A 16420-nucleotide genomic window follows, 5' to 3' on the forward strand; every position below is an offset into this window, starting at 1 on the left:
GCACGATAAAATATGCTTGTTCAGCCAAACATTCTTGTACTACTATGCTTGATGTGCAGTTGGCCAACGCAGGGTTCTACGAAATTTCCTGGCCCGAAGCACCCGGAGTCACCTATGTGCGGCCCGGCGTCCGCGAATCGGTGCGGGTGTTCCTGCCCGAGGATTCGCCGGAGGTAGAAGTGTACGCCGGCGACCTGAAAAACGGCCGCCTCGTGTACCGCGGCCCCGCCGACCGCGCCACCCAGCTTCGCTGGCTGGCCGAGCGCCAAAACTAACTGCCCTACCCACCCCTCTCTTCCACAACCAACCCGCTTACCCTCTCCACAAGAAAGCCCGCGCAGGTATCCTGCGCGGGCTCTTTGCTACATACACCGGCGGGTGTTGTTTCCGGCCGTAGCGGTTGCGGCGGCCGGTTACGCGTTGGCCGCTGTAAGAGCCGCTGGTTGAGTGGCGCCCTCGGGCAGCATTTCGGCCACGGGCGCCACCGTCACCACCACCCACTTGGAAGTTGGCTGGTTGCTCACGTCGGCCACGCTGGCCACGGGCACCAGCACGTTCATCTCGGGGAAGTAGGCGGCGCAGTTGCCGCGCGGCACATCGTAGGGCACGGCAATGAAGCGCTCAGCGTAGCGCTGCTGCCCCTCGAAGTAACTGGTGATGTTCACCAGCTGCCGCTCCCGGATGCCGCGCGCCTGCATGTCCTCGGGGTTCAGGAAGATGACGCGCCGCTCGCCGTACACGCCGCGGTACCGGTCGTTGTAGTCGTAGATGATGGTGTTGAACTGGTCGTGGCTGCGCAGGCTGAAGAGCACCAGCTGCCCCGGCTGCAGCTCGTGCTTCTTGAACTCGGTGACGGTGAAGTTGGCCTTGCCGTTCGAGGTGGTGAATTTTCGTTCGCGCGGGCCGTTGGGCAGGTAGAAGCCGCCGGGGTGGCGCACTTTCTGGTTGAAGTGCTCGAAGCCCGGAATGGTGCGCGCGATATGGTCGCGGACGATGTCGTAGTTTTCCAGCATGGCCACCCAGTCGGTGCGGGTCCGCTCGCCCAGGGTGGCAATGGCCATGCCGCACACGATGGCCGTTTCGCTGAGCATCTGGCCCACCAGCGGCGGCAGCACGCCCTTCGACATCTCCACCACGCCCATGCTGTTTTCGCAGGTCACGAACTGCGGCCCCGCGCGCTGCACGTCCACTTCGGCCCGCACCAGGCAGGGCAGCAGCAGCGAGGTCTGGCCCGTGACGAGGTGGCCGCGGTTGAGCTTGGGCGCCACGAACACCGTCAGGCGCTGCCGACGCATGCCTTCGGCAATGAACTCCGTGTCGGGCATGGCCGAGAGGAAGTTGCCGCCCATGCTCACGAATACCTTGATGCGCCCGTCGTGCATGGCCTTGGCCGTTTCCACCGAGTCGAGGCCGTGCGCGTAGGGCGGCGTGAAGCCGAACTCGGCGCGGAGCGCGTCCAGAAACTGTTTGTGCGGCCGCTCCCAGATGCCCATGGTCCGGTCGCCCTGCACGTTCGAGTGCCCGCGCACCGGGCACAGGCCCGCCCCCGGAATGCCGATGGCGCCTTTCATCAGGTGCAGGTTCACGATTTCGCCGATGCTGTACACGGCGTTTTTCTGCTGCGTGAGGCCCATGGCCCAGCAGGTGATGATTTTCTTGTTGGAGCCGATGAGGTTGGCCGCTTCCAGCAGCTGCGCGCGCGGCACCCCGCTCATCTGCTCGATGTCCTCCCAGCTGGTGTTGTGCAGCTCGGTGAGCACCTCCTCGTAGTGGGCGGTATACTGGCGGATGAAGTCGTGGTCGATGACCATGCCGGGGTTGCGCTCCTCGGCCTCCAGCAGGTACTTCATGATGCCGCGCAGCACAGCCATGTCGCCGTTCACTTTCACCTGCAGCCACAGGTCAGTTATCGGCGTGCCGTCGCCGAGCAGGGCCCCAGCCGCCCGCAGCGGGTTCAGAAAGTCCTGCGGGTTGCGGAAGTGATTCAGGCCCGCCTCCAGCAGCGGGTTCACGCTGATGATGCGGGCGCCGTTGCGCTTGGCTTTCTGCAGGGCCGTGAGCATGCGCGGGTGGTTGGTGCCCGGATTTTGGCCCATGATGAGGATGACCTCGGCCTCGTACAGGTCGTTGAGCGTCACGGAGCCCTTGCCCAGCCCCACGGTGTTGGTCAGGGCCGAGCCGCTCGACTCGTGGCACATGTTGGAGCAGTCAGGCAGGTTGTTGGTGCCGAACTCGCGCACGAACAGCTGGTAGCAGTAGGCCGGCTCGTTGGGCACCTTGCCGGAGGTGTAAAACGCCGCCTCGTCGGGCGAGCCGAGCGCGTTCAGCTCCGCCCCGATCAGCTGAAAGGCCTCCGCCCAGCCGATGGGCGCGTAGTGCGTGGCGCCAGGCCGGAGCACCAGCGGGTGCGTGATGCGGCCGGCGCTGTTCAGGTCGCGGTCGGTCAGGCGCGAGAGGTCGGCCAGGCTGTGCCGGGCGAAGAATTCGGGGTCGATGGTCTGGTGGTCGGTGTCGGAGGCCGTGGCCTTGGCGCCGTTTTCGCAGAACTCGGCCACCGAGCGGTGCTCGTCGGGGTCGGGCCAGGCGCAGCTGCTGCAGTCGAAGCCGTCCTTCTGGTTGAGCTTGAGCAGGGCCTGGGTGCCGCGCTTCAGCCCGGCTTCGCCCCAGCTGAACTCCAGGGACTTGAGGACGGCCGTCAGGCCCGCGGCCACCTTGCTGGGCTGGCCGAGCCGCAGGCCGGTGAAGTCTGCGGGGGGTTGGGCCAGCACCGGGAATTTGTGCTTGGCGCCGAGCGTATCGGGGGCTTGCATGGGGCGGGTATCGGCGTCGGGCTTGCCGCCGTTGTCGTAGTGGTCGTGGGTGGGCGCCGCGCCCTGGCTGGGCCGCTCGCCGCTGCGCGGCACGTTGGAAGCGGCCGTCTGCTCGTGGGTTTTGCCGGCCTGGCTCGGGTCTTGGGCGGGTGATTTTTCCATCGGTAGGTCCTGCTCGGCGGGTGGGCGGCGGGGCGGGCTTTGGCAAGCCAGAGCCCGGCGACGAAGGCAAGCCCGCGGGAGGTTGCGGTTAGGTGGGTGGAATCGGTTGGGAGCCGGGCAGCGCTTAGTGGCGGCAGCCCAGGTCTTTCTCGACTAGTATACGCAGGTGCTGCCCATCGGCCACGTCGACGGTGCCTACCAAGCTCACCTGGTCGGGCTGCAGCCAGGCCTGGGCCAGCGTGGCGGGCACCAGCACCGACAAGGCCCCGGGGCTGTAGGCGACGCGCAGGGTCTGTGCGGCGGCCGTCGAGTCGTCGTCGGTTTGCTGCAGGGCGTAGGTGAGCTGGCCTTCGGGCCCGGGGGCCAAGGGCACGGCGGTGGCCAGCCGGCCGGCGGCGGCAAACCGGGCCACTTCTTCCTCGGAGAGGCGCAGGCGCAGGGAGTTGTCTTCGATGCGGAGTTTCATGAGGGCTGGGGCGCAGACGTTCACACGCCGTTAGGCTATACGCCAGGGGTGCGAGTAGATGTTGTAGCGCTGCTGGCGCACGAAGCCGAGCAGCGTCATGCCGAAGTTTTCGGCCGCCTGCACGGCCAGGGAGCTGGGCGCGCCCACGGCGGCCAGTACGGCAATGCCGGCCACCGCGGCCTTTTGCACCAGCTCGAAGGAGGCGCGGCCGCTCACCAGCAGCACGTGCCGGTGCAGCGGCAGCTGCTCGTCGAGCAGGGCCGCGCCGATGAGCTTGTCCAGGGCGTTGTGGCGGCCCACGTCTTCGCGCAGCAGCAGCAGCTCGCCCTCGTGTGAAAACAGGGCCGCCGCGTGCAGCCCGCCGGTTTGCTCGAACACGGCTTGCGCGGCGCGCTGCCGCTCGGGCAGCGCATGAATCACCTGCGCGGCCACCAGCGGCCCGTCGGCGGGAAGCACCGGGCAGGCCGCGGCGTGCACGGCTTCGATGCTGGTTTTGCCGCACACGCCGCAGCTGCTGCTGGTGTAAAAGTGTCGCTCCAGCCGAGGCAAATCCAGCGCCACGGAATCGGCCAGCTCGGCGCGCACCACGTTGCCCTGCTCCTCGGGCTTCTGCACGTCGGGGCAGTGCAGCAGGCCCAGCAAGTCCGGGCGCTGGCGGATGAGCCCTTCAGTCAGCAGGAAGCCGGCGGCCAGCTCCAGGTCGTGGCCGGGCGTGCGCATGGTCACGGCCAGGGTGCGGTGCGTGCGCTGCCCGGCCGGGCCGTACCCAATGCGGATTTCGAGCGGCTCCTCGGCGGCCAGCACATCGGAAGCTTCGCGGCGCGCGTCGCCACTCACCTTGTGCACGGTGGCGTATTCGTAGCTGGTCGGGGGCAAAAAAACGGGAGCGGGCATGGGCGTGGAGCAAACGGGTGCTGGTATAACCCCGGCGACGGAAGCCGGGTTTGGCCGCCGTCCGCGAAATACGACGCGGCGGGCGGCACGCAGGCGCAGCAACCGGCCTCCAGAAAATCGGAATGCACCTTATCCAGCAGCCGAAAAAACAGCGCGGGCCGGGCCGCGGTGGGACCTTTCCGAAGCGCGGCGCTAGTGCAAGTTCGGCGTCGGCCCCAACTTTTCTTCGGGGCCGGCAGTTTGAGGAGACGGCCGGCCCCGTCGGCGGCCTCCCCTGCTGCTCATTCCACGCCTTCACCTGCCGTGCTTACCCCCGCCGAACGCCAGCGCTACCGCCGCCATTTGCAGCTTGCCGAAATCGGCGAAGAAGGCCAGCTGAAGCTGCGCCGGGCCCGCGTGCTGGTGGTGGGCGCCGGCGGCCTGGGCTGCCCGGTGCTGCAGTACCTGGCCGCCGCCGGCGTGGGCACCCTCGGCATTGCCGATGCCGACCAGGTGGAGCTGAGCAACCTGCAGCGCCAGATTCTCTACGGCCCCGCCGACCTGGGCCAGCCCAAAGCCGCCACCGCCGCCCGGCAGGTGCAGCGCCTCAACCCGCTGGTGACCTGCCAGGTGCACGCCGTGCGCGTGGGCCCGGCCAACGTGCGGGAGCTGGTGGAGGCTTATGACGTGGTGGTGGACGGCACCGACAACTTCGCCACCCGCTACCTGCTCAACGACGCTTGTGTGCTGCTCGGCAAGCCGCTGGTATCGGGGGCCATCCACAAGTTTGAGGGACAGGTGTCGGTGTTCAACTACCGCGGCGGCCCCACGTACCGCTGCCTGTTTCCGACGCCGCCCGGCCCGGCCGAAGCGCCCAATTGCGACGCCACCGGCGTGCTGGGCGTGCTGCCCGGCCTGGTGGGCACGGCCCAGGCCACCGAGGCGCTCAAGGTGGTGCTGGGCCTGGGCGAGGTGCTCAGCGGCCGCCTCTGGCTGCTCGACGCGCTGACGTTTCAGACGCGCACGCTGCGCTTTCCGCGCCACCCCGAGCGCAGCCAGGTGACGCTGCTGACCGCCGACCCCGCCGATTACCGCGACCCTGGCTGCGAGGCCGCGCCGCGCAGCATCACGGCCGCGGAGCTGCGGCGGCAGCTGCAGTCGGCCGCGCCGCCCTTCCTGCTCGACGTGCGCGAGCCGGCCGAGTTTGCCGCCGAGCACCTGCCCGGCGCGACCCTGCTGCCGCTGGGCCAGCTGGCCGAACAGGCCACGCTGATTCCCCGGCACGCGCCCGTAGTGGTGTACTGCCGCTCCGGCGCCCGCAGTGCCCGCGCCGTGCAGCAGCTCGAAACGACGCTGGGTTTCACCAACCTGCTGAACCTGGAAGGCGGCATCCTGGCCTGGACCGCGTAACCCCTGGCCGCTGCGTAGCTCGCCCCGCACTTTTCTCTTCCAGCCGCGGCCGCCGTTTTGCCGGACCTCGCGCTACTTTCGCCCCGTATGCCCCAAACCAGTACGCCCCCGGCTCCCCCACGCCTTCGCTTCGACCGCAACGAGCTGGCCGGCGCCTTCGGGGACTTGGGTACCGACCTGCCCCTGCTCATCGGCATCATTGCCGCTTCCGGCGCCGACAGCGCGAGCATTCTGGTCATGTTCGGGCTGATGCAGGTGTTTTCGGGGCTGTGGTACGGGCTGCCGATGCCGGTGCAGCCGCTCAAGGCCTTCGCCGCGCTGGTCATCGCGCAGAAGCTTCCCGGGCGCATCATTTTCGGCGGCGGCCTGGCCATCGGCGTGAGCATGCTCGTGCTGACGGCCACCGGGCTGATCGACGCGCTGGCCCGGCTGGTGCCCAAGCCGGTGGTGCGCGGCATTCAGTTCGGGCTGGCCCTGCAGCTTACTACCCTGGCCCTGAAGGAGTACGTGCCCGCCGACGGCCTCGGCGGCTACGCGCTGGCCGCCGCCGGCTTTCTGATTACGGTGGTGCTGCTCGGCAACCGCCGCGTGCCGGCGGCCCTGCTCGTCATTGCGCTCGGGGTGGTCTACGGGCTGGTGTTCAAGCTCGACCTGGCCACCGCGCAGCGCGCCCTCGGCCTGCGCCTGCCCGCCTGGCACGTGCCCGCCCCGGCCGACGTGCTGACCGGCGCCGTGCTGCTGGCCCTGCCGCAAATTCCACTTTCCCTCGGCAACTCCATCCTGGCCACCCGGCAGGTGCTCCACGACCACTTTCCGGCCCGGGGCATCACCGTGCGCCAGATCAGCCTGACCTACGCCTTGATGAACCTCGTAAACCCCTTCCTGGGCGGCTTCCCGGTGTGTCACGGCTCGGGCGGGCTGGTGGGCCACTACGCGTTTGGGGCGCGCACGGGCGGGTCGGTGGTGCTGTACGGGGCCCTGTTTCTCACGCTGGGGCTGTTCTTCAGCCAGGGTTTTCAGCAGGTCGTGCACATCTTTCCGCTGCCCATTCTGGGCGTGCTGCTGCTATTCGAGGCCCTCACGCTGGCCGCCCTGCTGCGCGACACCGCCGACTCACGGGCGGGCCTGCTGTTGGCGCTGCTGGTGAGTTTGCTGTGCTGGGGGCTGCCCTACGGCTACCTGATCGGGCTGCTCACGGGCACGGGCCTGCACTACGCCATGCAGCGCGGCTGGGTGGGCCTGGGCCGCTGATGGCAGTTCCGTACAGCCGGCCCCGCACCCGGTTCCAAGCCTCTGCCGCCGTAAAACCGTAATTTGCCGTTTATCTACCCCGGCTTCGCCCGCGGAAGGCCGCGTGCGCTTGGCGCTTCGCGGCTCCTGCGGGCAGGCTTCACCCACCGCCGCATGCTTTCACACATCATTTACATGAGCCGGGCCGTACGCCCCTTATCCGACACCGACCTACAGGAGCTGTTGGTACAGTGCCGCCGCGACAATGCCCGCCTGCACGTCACGGGCGTGCTGTTCTACAGTCACGGCAACATTGCCCAGTTGATCGAAGGCGAATCGGAGGTGCTGGAAGCCCTATACGCCAAAATCTCCCAGGACCTGCGGCACTCCAACGTGACCAAAATGTCGGACAAAAGCATCAGCCGGCGCAGCTTTGCCGATTGGTCGATGGCCTTCCAGCCACTCGACCCGTCGGCTTTTTCCACCTTGGAAGGCTTCTTCCGCCCCGAACAGCTGCGCGCCGTGCCGGCTGGCCTGGACGCGGCCGATGCCTTGCTGCTCAACCTCGTACGTGAGGCGGTGGTAAATCCCAAAAGCTAATTTACCACCGCCCTATTTCCCACGCTACGAAGCGCTTGGCCGGCCGTTCGGTTACACCCGGAACTACTAGGGCCGCCCAGGACCTTTAGCTTTGTTCATCCGTCTGTTCACTGCATGCCCGACCGCCCGGATTTTGCTTTCCTGTTTGCGGCCCAGCCACACCCGGCGCTGGCGCTTAGCGCCGACGGGGCTATTCTGGCCGTTTCCGACGCCCTGCTCGCCCTGAGCGGGGCCGATGCCGCGCAGCTCGTCGGGCAACCGCTGACCACGGTCCCACTAGCGTCGCTGGGGGCGGCCTGGGCCGCCGGCGCGCAGGCCGCGCTGCGGGCGTACCCGGCCTCGCCGCCGCCGGCTACCCCGGTCTTTTACCCACTGCCGCCCGGCTACGGAGCCGAGCACTTACCGTGGTGGCAGGTCCAGTTTCGGGTGGCTCCGGATGGCAGCAGCGTGCTGTGCAGCGCACTGCCGGTGCTCGCCGAGCCCGCGTCCTCGGCCTTGGTGTCGCCGCTGGCCCCGCGGCTGGCTCAGCTGCAGTTTCTGCTGGATCAGCTGCCGGGCTACTTGGCGGCCTTCTTCGGGCCCGTGCACATTCCGGCCTACATCGGTACCGCACTGGCACGCCTCCTGCCGGAGCAGTTGCGCCTAGACCTGCCGGTAGCCGAAACGCTGACCCAGCCGCACCCGCTTACCGAAGCCCTGGTGCAGCGCCTCGACGACGTGTACCGCTCTGGCCAGCCGCTAGCCCTGCCCGACGTGGCCGTGCCTGCCCCTGACGACGACGCCGTAGTCCGTTATTTCGACCTCTATTTCAGCCCTCTGCGCGAGGGCACCGACCGGGCCGCCGGCGTGCTGCTTTACGCCACCGACGTAACCGAGCGGGCACGGGCCAGCCAGCGCGCCGCTACCCTGGGCGTGGCCGTCCGGCAGCGCGACCAACAGGTGCGCATGCTCACCGAGAGCTTGCCGCTTATCACGTACAGCAACGACGCGGCGGGCCGTGCCACCTACCTCTCGCCGCAGTGGTACGCTTACACCGGGCAGGCAGAGGAGGATGCCCTGGGCATGGGCTACCTGCAAGCGCTGCACCCCGACGACCAACCCGCCTTCCTCGAGGCCCTGGCCGCGGCAGCCGCCTCCGGCCGCAGTTGGGAACAGGAGTACCGCCTGCGCCGCCTCGACGGACAGTACCGCTGGCACCAAGCCCGCCTCGTGCCGGTGCACGACGCGCAGGGACAGCTGCAGCAGTGGTACGGCTCCACCACCGACATCCACGCGGCCCGGCTGCTGGATGAGCAGCTGCGCGCCACCGACCGGCAGCTGCAGGAAATCCTGAGCGAAGTACCGGCCTGCATTGCTACCCTGCTGGGCCCCGAGCTGCGCTACGAGTTCGTGAATGAGCCCATGCAGGCGCTGCTGGGCGGGCACGCGCCGTCGGGGCAGCCCGCGGCCGACTACCTCGACTTCCACGCCCACGACCTGCTGGCCGTGATGCACGAGGTATACCGCTCCGACCGCACTTTCGTGGCCAAGGCCTACCGCCTGCTGCTGCCCCAGGCCGGCGCCGCCGAGCCCTCCACGCTGTACTTCGACATGACGCTGCGCCCCCTGCACGACGTGCAGGGCCGGGTGCGGGGCCTGCTGGTCTTTGCCGTGGACGTGACGCGGCAGGAGGAAGCCCGGCAGCGCGCCAACGAGCTGGCCTTTGAGACGCGTCGCCAGGACGCCCGCCTGCGGGTGCTCACCGAAACGGTACCCCAAATCACCTTTACCATCGACGCGCACGGCACGGTGCAGTACGTGAGCCCGCAATGGTTTCACTTTACCGGCCTAGCCCCCAACGCCGACGTGGGCGCCATGTGGCCCGCGCTCATTCACCCCGACGACCGCCTGCGCGTGCAAGCCCAATCAGAGGCGGCGCGTGCCTCGGGCGTGGGCTGGAACTACGAGTACCGCCTGCGCCGCTACGACGGGGAATACCGCTGGATGCTGAGCCGCGCTGTACCCGAGTTGGACTTGGCCGGACGCCCGGGCTGCTGGCACGGCGCCATCACCGAGGTGCACGACCAGCGCGAGCTGGCCAACACGCTGCGGCGCGGCGAGGCCGAGTTGCGCTTCCTGGCCGAGAGCATTCCGCAGCTGATCTGGACGGCCACCGCCGACGGCTTCATCGACTACTATAACCAGCGGGCCGCCGATTACACTGGCCTTTCGGCGGCGGAGCTGGGTCCCACGGGGTGGATTGCCCTGCTGGAGCCCGACGAGCAAGTGGCGGCGGCACGCCGCTGGGTGCATTGCGTGCGCACCGGCGACAGCTACGACGGTACGTTCCGCCTGCGCCGCCACGACGGGCAGTACCGCTGGCACCTGATCCGGGCCCGCCGCCGCAGCGACGCGCGTGGTCCGCGCTGGTTCGGCTCCTGCACCGACGTGCACAACCAGTACCGCCTGCAGCAGGTGCTGCAGGGCCAGTACGACGAGCTGGCCCGCACCAACCGTAACTTGGACACCTTCGTGTACACGGCGGCCCACGACCTGCACCAGCCGCTCAACAACCTCATTGGGCTGTTCGGGGAACTGCGCCGCGCCGCCACGTTCGACGACCCGGAGCACGAGCTCATGCTGGGCATGGTCGACGACTCCTTCCAGCAGCTCGACACGACGCTACGCGACCTGGCGGCCACCGTGCAGGAGCAGCGCCAGGAGGAAAACGACGGGGAGCTGCACCTGCAAACCATTGCCGACGAGGTGCTGCTGGGCCTGCAGGCGCAGATCGAACAGGCCCATGCGAGTGTACAGCTGGACTTTTCCGCCGCCCCTACCCTGGCCTACAACCGCGCCAACCTGCGTTCGGTGCTCCACAACCTGCTTAGCAACGCGCTGAAGTACGCGCACCCGGAGCGCCCCCCGCAAGTGCGGATAGCCAGCCAACTGTCGGCAACTGGCCAGACCATGCTCGTAGTGCAGGACAACGGCCTGGGCATGAGCCTGCACGCCGGCCCCGAATCCGAGTTTCAGCTGTTCGAGCGGCAGCACACGCACGTCAACGGAGCCGGCGTGGGCCTGTACCTGGTACAGCGCATTGTACGCGGCCACGGCGGCCGCTTGGAGGTGGCCAGCTCCCCGGGCGAGGGCACCACCTTTACTATTTACTGGTTTGCCTAAGCCGGGCGCGTTGGTTTAATTTTCCGTGGTCTGGTGGCCAGAAGCAGCTCCGGCGTCCGGCGCCGGGCTGGTTGCCTGTTCCGGGGTGCGCTTGATGTGGCGCCCCAGGCACAGCGACACGGCCGTGGCCAGGTGGTCGGGATTGGAGCTGACCGCGTACACAAGCTGGCCGGCACGACGCAGCGTAAGCTGGGCCGGGGACCCCTGCGCCGGGGGCAGCCGCGTCGCAACCACCAAGGCGTGGGTATCGGCCCAGGTGGCTTCGAAAGCCAACGCCGCGCCGCCCCAGGGCGGGCTGGCCGGCCGGATGGTGAGCGGCCGGTAGGGCTTTACAGCCTCGAAAGCCGTGAGCAGCTGAGCCGTCAGCTCATCGAGATGCTCGGGCGCGATGCCATCGGGCGAATGGTCGCGCAGGGCGGCCGCAAATTCGGGGGGAGTCTGGATTGGATACATGGCATTCGGACGGGGTGGCGCCGCCGCAAAATGAGGATTTTTTTCCTTACGGCTGGGTTGACGCTATGGTCGAGCCGGCCGGCAGCCGTTCGCGGTAATCACCAGAGCTTCCGGATGTAGAATTCTTTGCGCCGCTGCCCGCCGCTCCTGCACCCGGCTTCAGTCCTGCGCCAGCAGGTCGCGCAGCACGCGCTGGTAGTCCGGGTGGTCCGTCATGCCGTTGTGTCCGGCGCCGGGCAGCAGCACCAGCCGGTCCGTCGGCTTGAGCAGGGCCCGAAGCTTCCGCGAGGAGCCGGGGTAGATAACCTCATCCTGCTCCCCGTGAAAGAGCACAACCGGGGCTGCTACGCGCGGCAGCACCGCGTAGGTGCGCAGCGGATAGCGCACCAGGAAGCCCGGCACCCACGGATAGTGGCTGCGGGCCATGTCCTTCATGCTGTAGTAGGGTGCCTGCAGGATGAGCATACGCGGCTGGTGCCGGGCCGCCAGCCAAGCGGCCACGCCGGTGCCCAGGGAATAGCCCAGTACCACGGTGCGCGCCTCGGGGTAGTCAGCGGCCAGCTGCTGATAGGCGGCTTCCGCGTCGCGGAGGAGTTGTTCTTCGCTGCTGATGCGGCCCTGGCTTTTGCCGTAACCGCGGTAATCGAGCAGAAATACGTCGTAGCCCAGCCGTGTGTAGGTGGGCGCTACCTGGCCCCAGCTGTCGAGGGCGCCGCCGTTGCCGTGCAGGTAAAACACCAAGCCGCGGGCTACCGAGTCGGTGCGAAACAGCAGGCCGTGCAGGCGCGTGCCGTCGGCCGCCGTTACCCAGCGCTCCGCGAAGCGGCCGGGAAAGCGAAACCGATGCTCGGGCGGAAGTTTATCGGGAAAGAACAGCAGGCGCTCCTGCTGGAAGTACAGCAGCAGGCAGATCAGGCCGTAAAGGGCGCCGGCCGCGCCGAGCAGAAGGGCTAGCAGTTTCATCGAAAGGCCAAGCTACGGCCGCCGCAGGGTGAAAACCAGCCTTTGGGCGCCGAAATCAGCCGCCGATGGTAGACATCGACTCGAAGCTGAGCTGGTGCAGGGGCCGGCGCTGCTCGGCCTCGAAGCCGTTGGCCGCGCGGTGGCGAAACGCCTGGGTCAGCGCCACGCGGATGGCGTCGTCGGTGGCGCCGCCGCGCAGCAGGGCGCGCAGGTCGAGCACGCCCTGGTCGTAGAGGCAGGTCTTGACGCCGCCCTCGGCCGTGAGGCGGATGCGGTTGCAGGAGCCGCAAAAGGTGCGCGAATAGGCGGCGATGATGCCCAGCCGGCCCGCGTGGCCCGCCACGGCGTAGTGCGTGGCCGTGTCGCCGGGGCGGGCGGCCTCGGGCAGCAACGCCCCGAAATGCTGTTCGAGGTGCTCCCGGATGCGGCGGTGGTGCCAAGGCAGGGTGGCCGGCGTGGCCTCGTGGCTGCCGCCGTTGAAGGGCATTTCCTCGATGAAGCGCACGTCGACGGGCAGCTCGCGGGTCAGCTCGGCCAGCGGCAGGATGTCTTGGGTATTCTGCCCGTCCATCACCACCGCGTTGATTTTGACGCGGATACCGACCGCCAGCAAGGCGTACAAGGTCTCCAGCACGCGCGGCAGCTCGTCGCGGCGCGTGATGCGCTCGAAGCGGCCGCGGTCCAACGTATCGAGGCTCAGGTTAACGGTGCGTACGCCCAGCCGGGCCAGCTCCGGCACGTGCGGGGCCGTGAGCACTCCGTTGGTGGTCAGGGTCAGCTCCTCGATGCCGGGCAGCGCGGCCAAGCGGGCCATGAAGGGCACCAGGTCGCGGCGCACAAACGGTTCGCCGCCCGTAAGGCGCACTTTGCGCACGCCCAGCCCGGCCAGGATGCCCACCAGCCGCTCCATCTCCTCGTAGCGCAGCAGCTCGCCCTTGGGCAGGTACCGGATTCCCTCCTCGGGCATGCAGTAGAAGCAGCGCAGGTTGCACCGATCCGTCACGGCCAGCCGCACGTACTGCAGCGGGCGGCCGTGGCTATCGAAGAGGGCAGACGGGGTAAAATCAGACATAGGGAAACAGCTCCGGGCAGCGGCCGCGGCGGCCGGCTTGCTTCCTGCAACAACGGCTAAACAAAGTTTGTGTTTGAAATCGGCAATTTTCGCAACCCCAAGCCGGGGTTATCCGGTTTACCTGCCATGAAGCTTTCCATTGCCCTGTTCGGCATCACCCGCGAAATCGTGGGCCACCCCACCCTGGAGCTGACGGCCCCCGCGGGCCAGTCGGTGCAGCAGCTGCTGGCCCAGCTCCAAGAGGCGTACCCGGCCCTGGCCGAACTGCGCAGCCTGGCCGTGGCCGTCAACAACGAGTACGCCCAGCCCGACGCCCGCCTGCAGGAGCGCGACGAAATAGCCCTGATTCCGCCCGTCAGCGGCGGGTAAATTTTAATGAGGAAGGCAGAAGGAAGAGTGAAGCCCGGCAGCACAATGCATCCTGTATTCTTCCTTTTTTCATTCCTCATTCTTCCTTGGCCCTTATGCTTATTGAACTCACCGACCAGCCCATCAACGTAGCGGCCGTGCTCGACGCCGTGCAGGCCGACGGGGCCGGCGCGGTCAACTCGTTTATCGGCACCATCCGCAACCGCAGCACCGGCCGGCGCGTGGTGCGCCTGCACTACGAAGCCTACGACCAGATGGCTGTGCACCAGCTGCGCAAGGTGGCCGAGCAGGCCGTGGAGCGCTGGCCCATGCTGCAGAAAGTAGCCGTGGTACACCGCAAGGGCACCCTGGAAATCGGCGACGTGGCCGTGGTCGTAGCCGTGTCGACGCCGCACCGCGCCGAGTCGTTTGCCGCCTGCCAGTACATCATCGACACGCTCAAGGAAGTGGTGCCGATCTGGAAAAAAGAAGAGTACGAAGACGGCACGGTGTGGGTGGCCGCCCACCCCTGAGCTACAGCCCGCAGCTGGGCTCCGTCACCACCACGTGGCGGTGGTGCGGCGCGGCGGCCGTATCCGGGGTCGTTACATCCGTCGGGCGGGCGTGGATGGGGTCTGGGGAATGGCGCAGCATCCCGCCGCCACGCCCCTGGCGCACGGCCTGGATTTCGGCGGTAATGGAGAGGGCAATTTCCTCGGGCGTCTCGGCGCCCAGGTTCAGGCCGATGGGGCTGTACAGGCGGCCTTGCAGCAGTCGTTCGGCCTCGGGCACTTCCTGGCACAGCTCCTCGAGCAGGCGGGCGGCTTTCTGGCGCGGGCCGAGCAGGCCGATGTAGGCCGTAGGAGCCGTTAAGAGGCGCTGCAGCACGGCCAGGTCGTAGGCGTAGTTGTGGCTGAGCAGCACGGCGTAATCGGCGGTGAGCGGCAGCGCGGGCACCTCGCCCAGCGGCACCACGCGCACGGCGGCCGCCTCGGGAAAACGCTCCGACGCCGCCTGCCGGGGCCGCCCATCCACCACGGTCACCTCCCAGCCGAGCGAGGCGGCCAGGCGCACCAGGGGCTGGGCGTCGTTGCCGGCGCCGTACACCGTCAGGCGCAGCGGCGGGCGCAGCACTTCCAGAAACACGCGCACGGTGCCGCTCTGCGCCGCCGGGTATTCGCGAATCAGCGACTGATCCTGCGCCAGGGCCTGCTCGGCGTCGCGGCGGACTTGGGCGGTCAGGTCAAGGTTGTCGAGGGCCGAACCGCGCACCTGCCCCCCGGGCATGAGCAGCAGGCGCTGGCCGAGGTCGGCGACGGCCTGCCCGGCGGCGAGGCGAAACACGGTGGCCAGCACGGCCGGCTCGGGGTGTCGGGCAAAGCCGCGCAACAGCTCCAGCGGGTTGTCCGGGTCCTGAAAGTCCAGGGGCTCCAGCAGGATGCGCACCACGCCCTGGCAGCCGGGGCCGAGGCCGTGGCGGGGGTCGTCTTCGTCGGAGGTGTCGTAGGTGACCAGGGCGGGCTGGCGGCGCTGCAGGGCCTGGCGGGCACGCTGGCGGGCGTCGCCTTCGAGGCAGCCGCCGCTGATGGCGCCGGTAAGCTGGCCGTCGTCGGTGACGAGCATGCGGGCGCCGGGGCGGCGGTAGGCCGAGCCTTCCACTTCTACCACCGTGGCCAGGGCGCAGGCGCGGCCGGCGGCGCGGTTCTCATCGTAGGCCCGGAGCAGGCGTTGGAGTTCGGTCATGGGTGCGTAGTGGGCCCGTGGGCTGGCCTACCAACAAACAACGGTGGCGCGGCATCTTCCCGGCGGCCCGAAAAACAAAGGGTCAGCAGCAAGTACGCCCGGCCGCCGGCGCTGGTTGTGGCATTTAGGCCCTGGCAGCGTCCCGGCTGCTATATTGCTGTGCCGGTGTTGCTTCAGGCACCCTCGCACGGCGTAGTACCGGCAGTACTTCCGACCTCATACCTGTCCTTATCCGATGAAGCCTATCCTGTTGCTGGCCACCGGCCTACTGCTCAGCGCCCCCGCCATAGCCCAGAACGATCAGTACGAATACGGCACGCTGCTGCAGACCTACGCCACGCGGAAAGACCCCGAGCTGGTGGCCAAGACCATCACGTTTATCAACACTACCGACGCGCCCTCCCAGCGGCTCACACCCGCGCTCCACGGCTTTTTCGGGGCCTTGTTTCTGCAGGATGCCGCGACCAAGCAAGCCTTCTACGCCCGCATCGACGACATCAGCAAGCCGGAGTTCAAGCAGCTGTTTTACACCCTGAAAAACGCCAACATCGACAGCCTGTACGCTCAGAGCAAGCCTTCGCCGGTGGTCAACGACATGAACTGGTCGTCGTATTTCGCCACCGGCGACGCCAAGTACCTTGACCACCTCATCCGCAACACCCAGTACTACGGCGAGCGGAAAAACCTGAACCTGTTCGTGACGGCCAGCTCGGCCATGTGGTCCCTGGCTTCCAATGCCGGCCAGTATCCGGCCGTGCGCGCGTATCTGGCCACGGTTAAAAACAAGAACGTCAGCCTGCTGCTGAAAAAAGACCCCGCCTACTTCCAGCAGCAGATGGCCGAGATTGTGCGCGAGCAGCAGGCCAAAGGCGGCTGGGACACCAGCAGCTACCAGCCGCAATAGGCGGCTGGCGTTTGGCCCGCTGTTATATTCTATAATTAAGATTTTTAACTTACCTTCTATCTTCCTGCAACGGTGCTGCTCAGGACGTTGGCAGTGGTCTGGCCCGTGCCCGGCGGGCGGTAATTCGGTGCCTGTTCCCCTCTACAGGCCTGCCCTAGCCCATCCGGCGGCTGGGGCGCTCCTAGTCCTTTTCGACTCCCACCCCTGCCCTCGCCCACCGGCTG

Annotated in this window: 15 protein-coding genes; 8 read left to right on the forward strand and 7 right to left on the reverse strand. The window is 67.8% G+C overall.

Translation table 11 applies throughout. The annotated features are described in order from the left end of the window. Positions 1-44 precede the first annotated feature (44 nt). The gene (locus ACYVKQ_RS00725) at positions 45-275 is read left to right on the forward strand and encodes a hypothetical protein (protein ID WP_460574595.1); all 231 of its coding nucleotides are present in this window, start codon (positions 45-47) and stop codon (positions 273-275) included. A 138-nt stretch (positions 276-413) separates the two neighbouring features. Here ACYVKQ_RS00725 and ACYVKQ_RS00730 read toward each other — a convergent pair whose 3' ends face one another. The 3 genes from ACYVKQ_RS00730 to fdhD form a co-directional block, all read right to left on the reverse strand. After that, on the reverse strand, positions 414-2972 hold the full coding sequence (locus ACYVKQ_RS00730) for an FdhF/YdeP family oxidoreductase (protein WP_460574596.1): 2559 nt from the start codon (positions 2970-2972) through the stop codon (positions 414-416). A 124-nt stretch (positions 2973-3096) separates the two neighbouring features. Further along, the gene (locus ACYVKQ_RS00735) at positions 3097-3438 is read right to left on the reverse strand and encodes a DUF7009 family protein (protein ID WP_460574598.1); all 342 of its coding nucleotides are present in this window, start codon (positions 3436-3438) and stop codon (positions 3097-3099) included. Positions 3439-3468: 30 nt separating this feature from the next. Further along, on the reverse strand, positions 3469-4332 hold the full coding sequence (gene fdhD / locus ACYVKQ_RS00740; protein WP_460574599.1) for a formate dehydrogenase accessory sulfurtransferase FdhD: 864 nt from the start codon (positions 4330-4332) through the stop codon (positions 3469-3471). A 303-nt stretch (positions 4333-4635) separates the two neighbouring features. Between fdhD and moeB the strand changes: the two genes are divergently transcribed. From moeB to ACYVKQ_RS00760, 4 genes are all read left to right on the forward strand, one after another. Further along, a complete protein-coding gene (gene moeB / locus ACYVKQ_RS00745) occupies positions 4636-5721 on the forward strand; it encodes a molybdopterin-synthase adenylyltransferase MoeB (RefSeq protein WP_460574601.1) in 1086 nt (361 codons plus the stop codon). Positions 5722-5808: 87 nt separating this feature from the next. Continuing rightward, positions 5809-6972 (forward strand): putative sulfate/molybdate transporter, encoded by a 1164-nt coding sequence (locus ACYVKQ_RS00750; RefSeq protein WP_460574603.1) that lies wholly within the window; start codon positions 5809-5811, stop codon positions 6970-6972. A gap of 153 nt (positions 6973-7125) precedes the next feature. Beyond that, positions 7126-7551 (forward strand): BLUF domain-containing protein, encoded by a 426-nt coding sequence (locus ACYVKQ_RS00755; protein ID WP_460574605.1) that lies wholly within the window; start codon positions 7126-7128, stop codon positions 7549-7551. 114 nt (positions 7552-7665) lie between these two features. Next, positions 7666-10713, forward strand: a complete 3048-nt coding sequence (locus ACYVKQ_RS00760; RefSeq protein ID WP_460574607.1) for a PAS domain-containing sensor histidine kinase — start codon at positions 7666-7668, stop codon at positions 10711-10713. Positions 10714-10728: 15 nt separating this feature from the next. On the opposite strand, the gene ACYVKQ_RS00765 is transcribed toward ACYVKQ_RS00760, so the two are convergent. From ACYVKQ_RS00765 to moaA, 3 genes are all read right to left on the reverse strand, one after another. Beyond that, positions 10729-11166: a hypothetical protein gene (locus ACYVKQ_RS00765; protein ID WP_460574609.1), complete on the reverse strand. Its 438-nt coding sequence runs from the start codon at positions 11164-11166 to the stop codon at positions 10729-10731. 159 nt (positions 11167-11325) lie between these two features. Then, positions 11326-12129 carry an alpha/beta hydrolase gene (locus ACYVKQ_RS00770; protein WP_460574611.1) on the reverse strand — a complete coding sequence of 268 codons (804 nt, stop codon included), beginning with the start codon at positions 12127-12129 and terminating at the stop codon, positions 11326-11328. A 55-nt stretch (positions 12130-12184) separates the two neighbouring features. Further along, entirely contained in the window at positions 12185-13201 is a 1017-nt protein-coding gene (moaA, locus tag ACYVKQ_RS00775) for a GTP 3',8-cyclase MoaA (RefSeq protein WP_460574613.1), read from the reverse strand. A gap of 126 nt (positions 13202-13327) precedes the next feature. On the opposite strand from moaA, the gene moaD reads away from it, so the two are divergent. Both moaD and ACYVKQ_RS00785 read left to right on the forward strand, forming a co-directional pair. After that, positions 13328-13570 carry a molybdopterin converting factor subunit 1 gene (gene moaD, locus ACYVKQ_RS00780; protein WP_460574615.1) on the forward strand — a complete coding sequence of 81 codons (243 nt, stop codon included), beginning with the start codon at positions 13328-13330 and terminating at the stop codon, positions 13568-13570. Positions 13571-13665: 95 nt separating this feature from the next. Next, on the forward strand, positions 13666-14082 hold the full coding sequence (locus tag ACYVKQ_RS00785; RefSeq protein ID WP_460574617.1) for a molybdenum cofactor biosynthesis protein MoaE: 417 nt from the start codon (positions 13666-13668) through the stop codon (positions 14080-14082). A gap of 1 nt (position 14083) precedes the next feature. Here ACYVKQ_RS00785 and ACYVKQ_RS00790 read toward each other — a convergent pair whose 3' ends face one another. Continuing rightward, positions 14084-15292: an XdhC family protein gene (locus ACYVKQ_RS00790; RefSeq protein WP_460574619.1), complete on the reverse strand. Its 1209-nt coding sequence runs from the start codon at positions 15290-15292 to the stop codon at positions 14084-14086. Positions 15293-15527: 235 nt separating this feature from the next. Between ACYVKQ_RS00790 and ACYVKQ_RS00795 the strand changes: the two genes are divergently transcribed. Then, positions 15528-16196 carry a hypothetical protein gene (locus ACYVKQ_RS00795; RefSeq protein WP_460574621.1) on the forward strand — a complete coding sequence of 223 codons (669 nt, stop codon included), beginning with the start codon at positions 15528-15530 and terminating at the stop codon, positions 16194-16196. Positions 16197-16420: the final 224 nt, after the last annotated feature.

This window comes from Hymenobacter coalescens, assembly GCF_054783195.1.

Excerpts from the sequence above, each read along its gene's own strand:
- ACYVKQ_RS00725 (WP_460574595.1), top strand. The coding sequence starts at position 45 with ATGCTTGATGTGCAGTTGGCCAACGCAGGGTTCTACGAAATTTCCTGG.
- ACYVKQ_RS00730 (WP_460574596.1), bottom strand. The coding sequence starts at position 2,972 with ATGGAAAAATCACCCGCCCAAGACCCGAGCCAGGCCGGCAAAACCCAC.
- ACYVKQ_RS00735 (WP_460574598.1), bottom strand. The coding sequence starts at position 3,438 with ATGAAACTCCGCATCGAAGACAACTCCCTGCGCCTGCGCCTCTCCGAG.
- fdhD (WP_460574599.1), bottom strand. The coding sequence starts at position 4,332 with ATGCCCGCTCCCGTTTTTTTGCCCCCGACCAGCTACGAATACGCCACC.
- ACYVKQ_RS00750 (WP_460574603.1), top strand. The coding sequence starts at position 5,809 with ATGCCCCAAACCAGTACGCCCCCGGCTCCCCCACGCCTTCGCTTCGAC.
- ACYVKQ_RS00755 (WP_460574605.1), top strand. The coding sequence starts at position 7,126 with ATGCTTTCACACATCATTTACATGAGCCGGGCCGTACGCCCCTTATCC.
- ACYVKQ_RS00760 (WP_460574607.1), top strand. The coding sequence starts at position 7,666 with ATGCCCGACCGCCCGGATTTTGCTTTCCTGTTTGCGGCCCAGCCACAC.
- ACYVKQ_RS00765 (WP_460574609.1), bottom strand. The coding sequence starts at position 11,166 with ATGTATCCAATCCAGACTCCCCCCGAATTTGCGGCCGCCCTGCGCGAC.
- ACYVKQ_RS00770 (WP_460574611.1), bottom strand. The coding sequence starts at position 12,129 with ATGAAACTGCTAGCCCTTCTGCTCGGCGCGGCCGGCGCCCTTTACGGC.
- moaA (WP_460574613.1), bottom strand. The coding sequence starts at position 13,201 with ATGTCTGATTTTACCCCGTCTGCCCTCTTCGATAGCCACGGCCGCCCG.
- moaD (WP_460574615.1), top strand. The coding sequence starts at position 13,328 with ATGAAGCTTTCCATTGCCCTGTTCGGCATCACCCGCGAAATCGTGGGC.
- ACYVKQ_RS00785 (WP_460574617.1), top strand. The coding sequence starts at position 13,666 with ATGCTTATTGAACTCACCGACCAGCCCATCAACGTAGCGGCCGTGCTC.
- ACYVKQ_RS00790 (WP_460574619.1), bottom strand. The coding sequence starts at position 15,292 with ATGACCGAACTCCAACGCCTGCTCCGGGCCTACGATGAGAACCGCGCC.
- ACYVKQ_RS00795 (WP_460574621.1), top strand. The coding sequence starts at position 15,528 with ATGAAGCCTATCCTGTTGCTGGCCACCGGCCTACTGCTCAGCGCCCCC.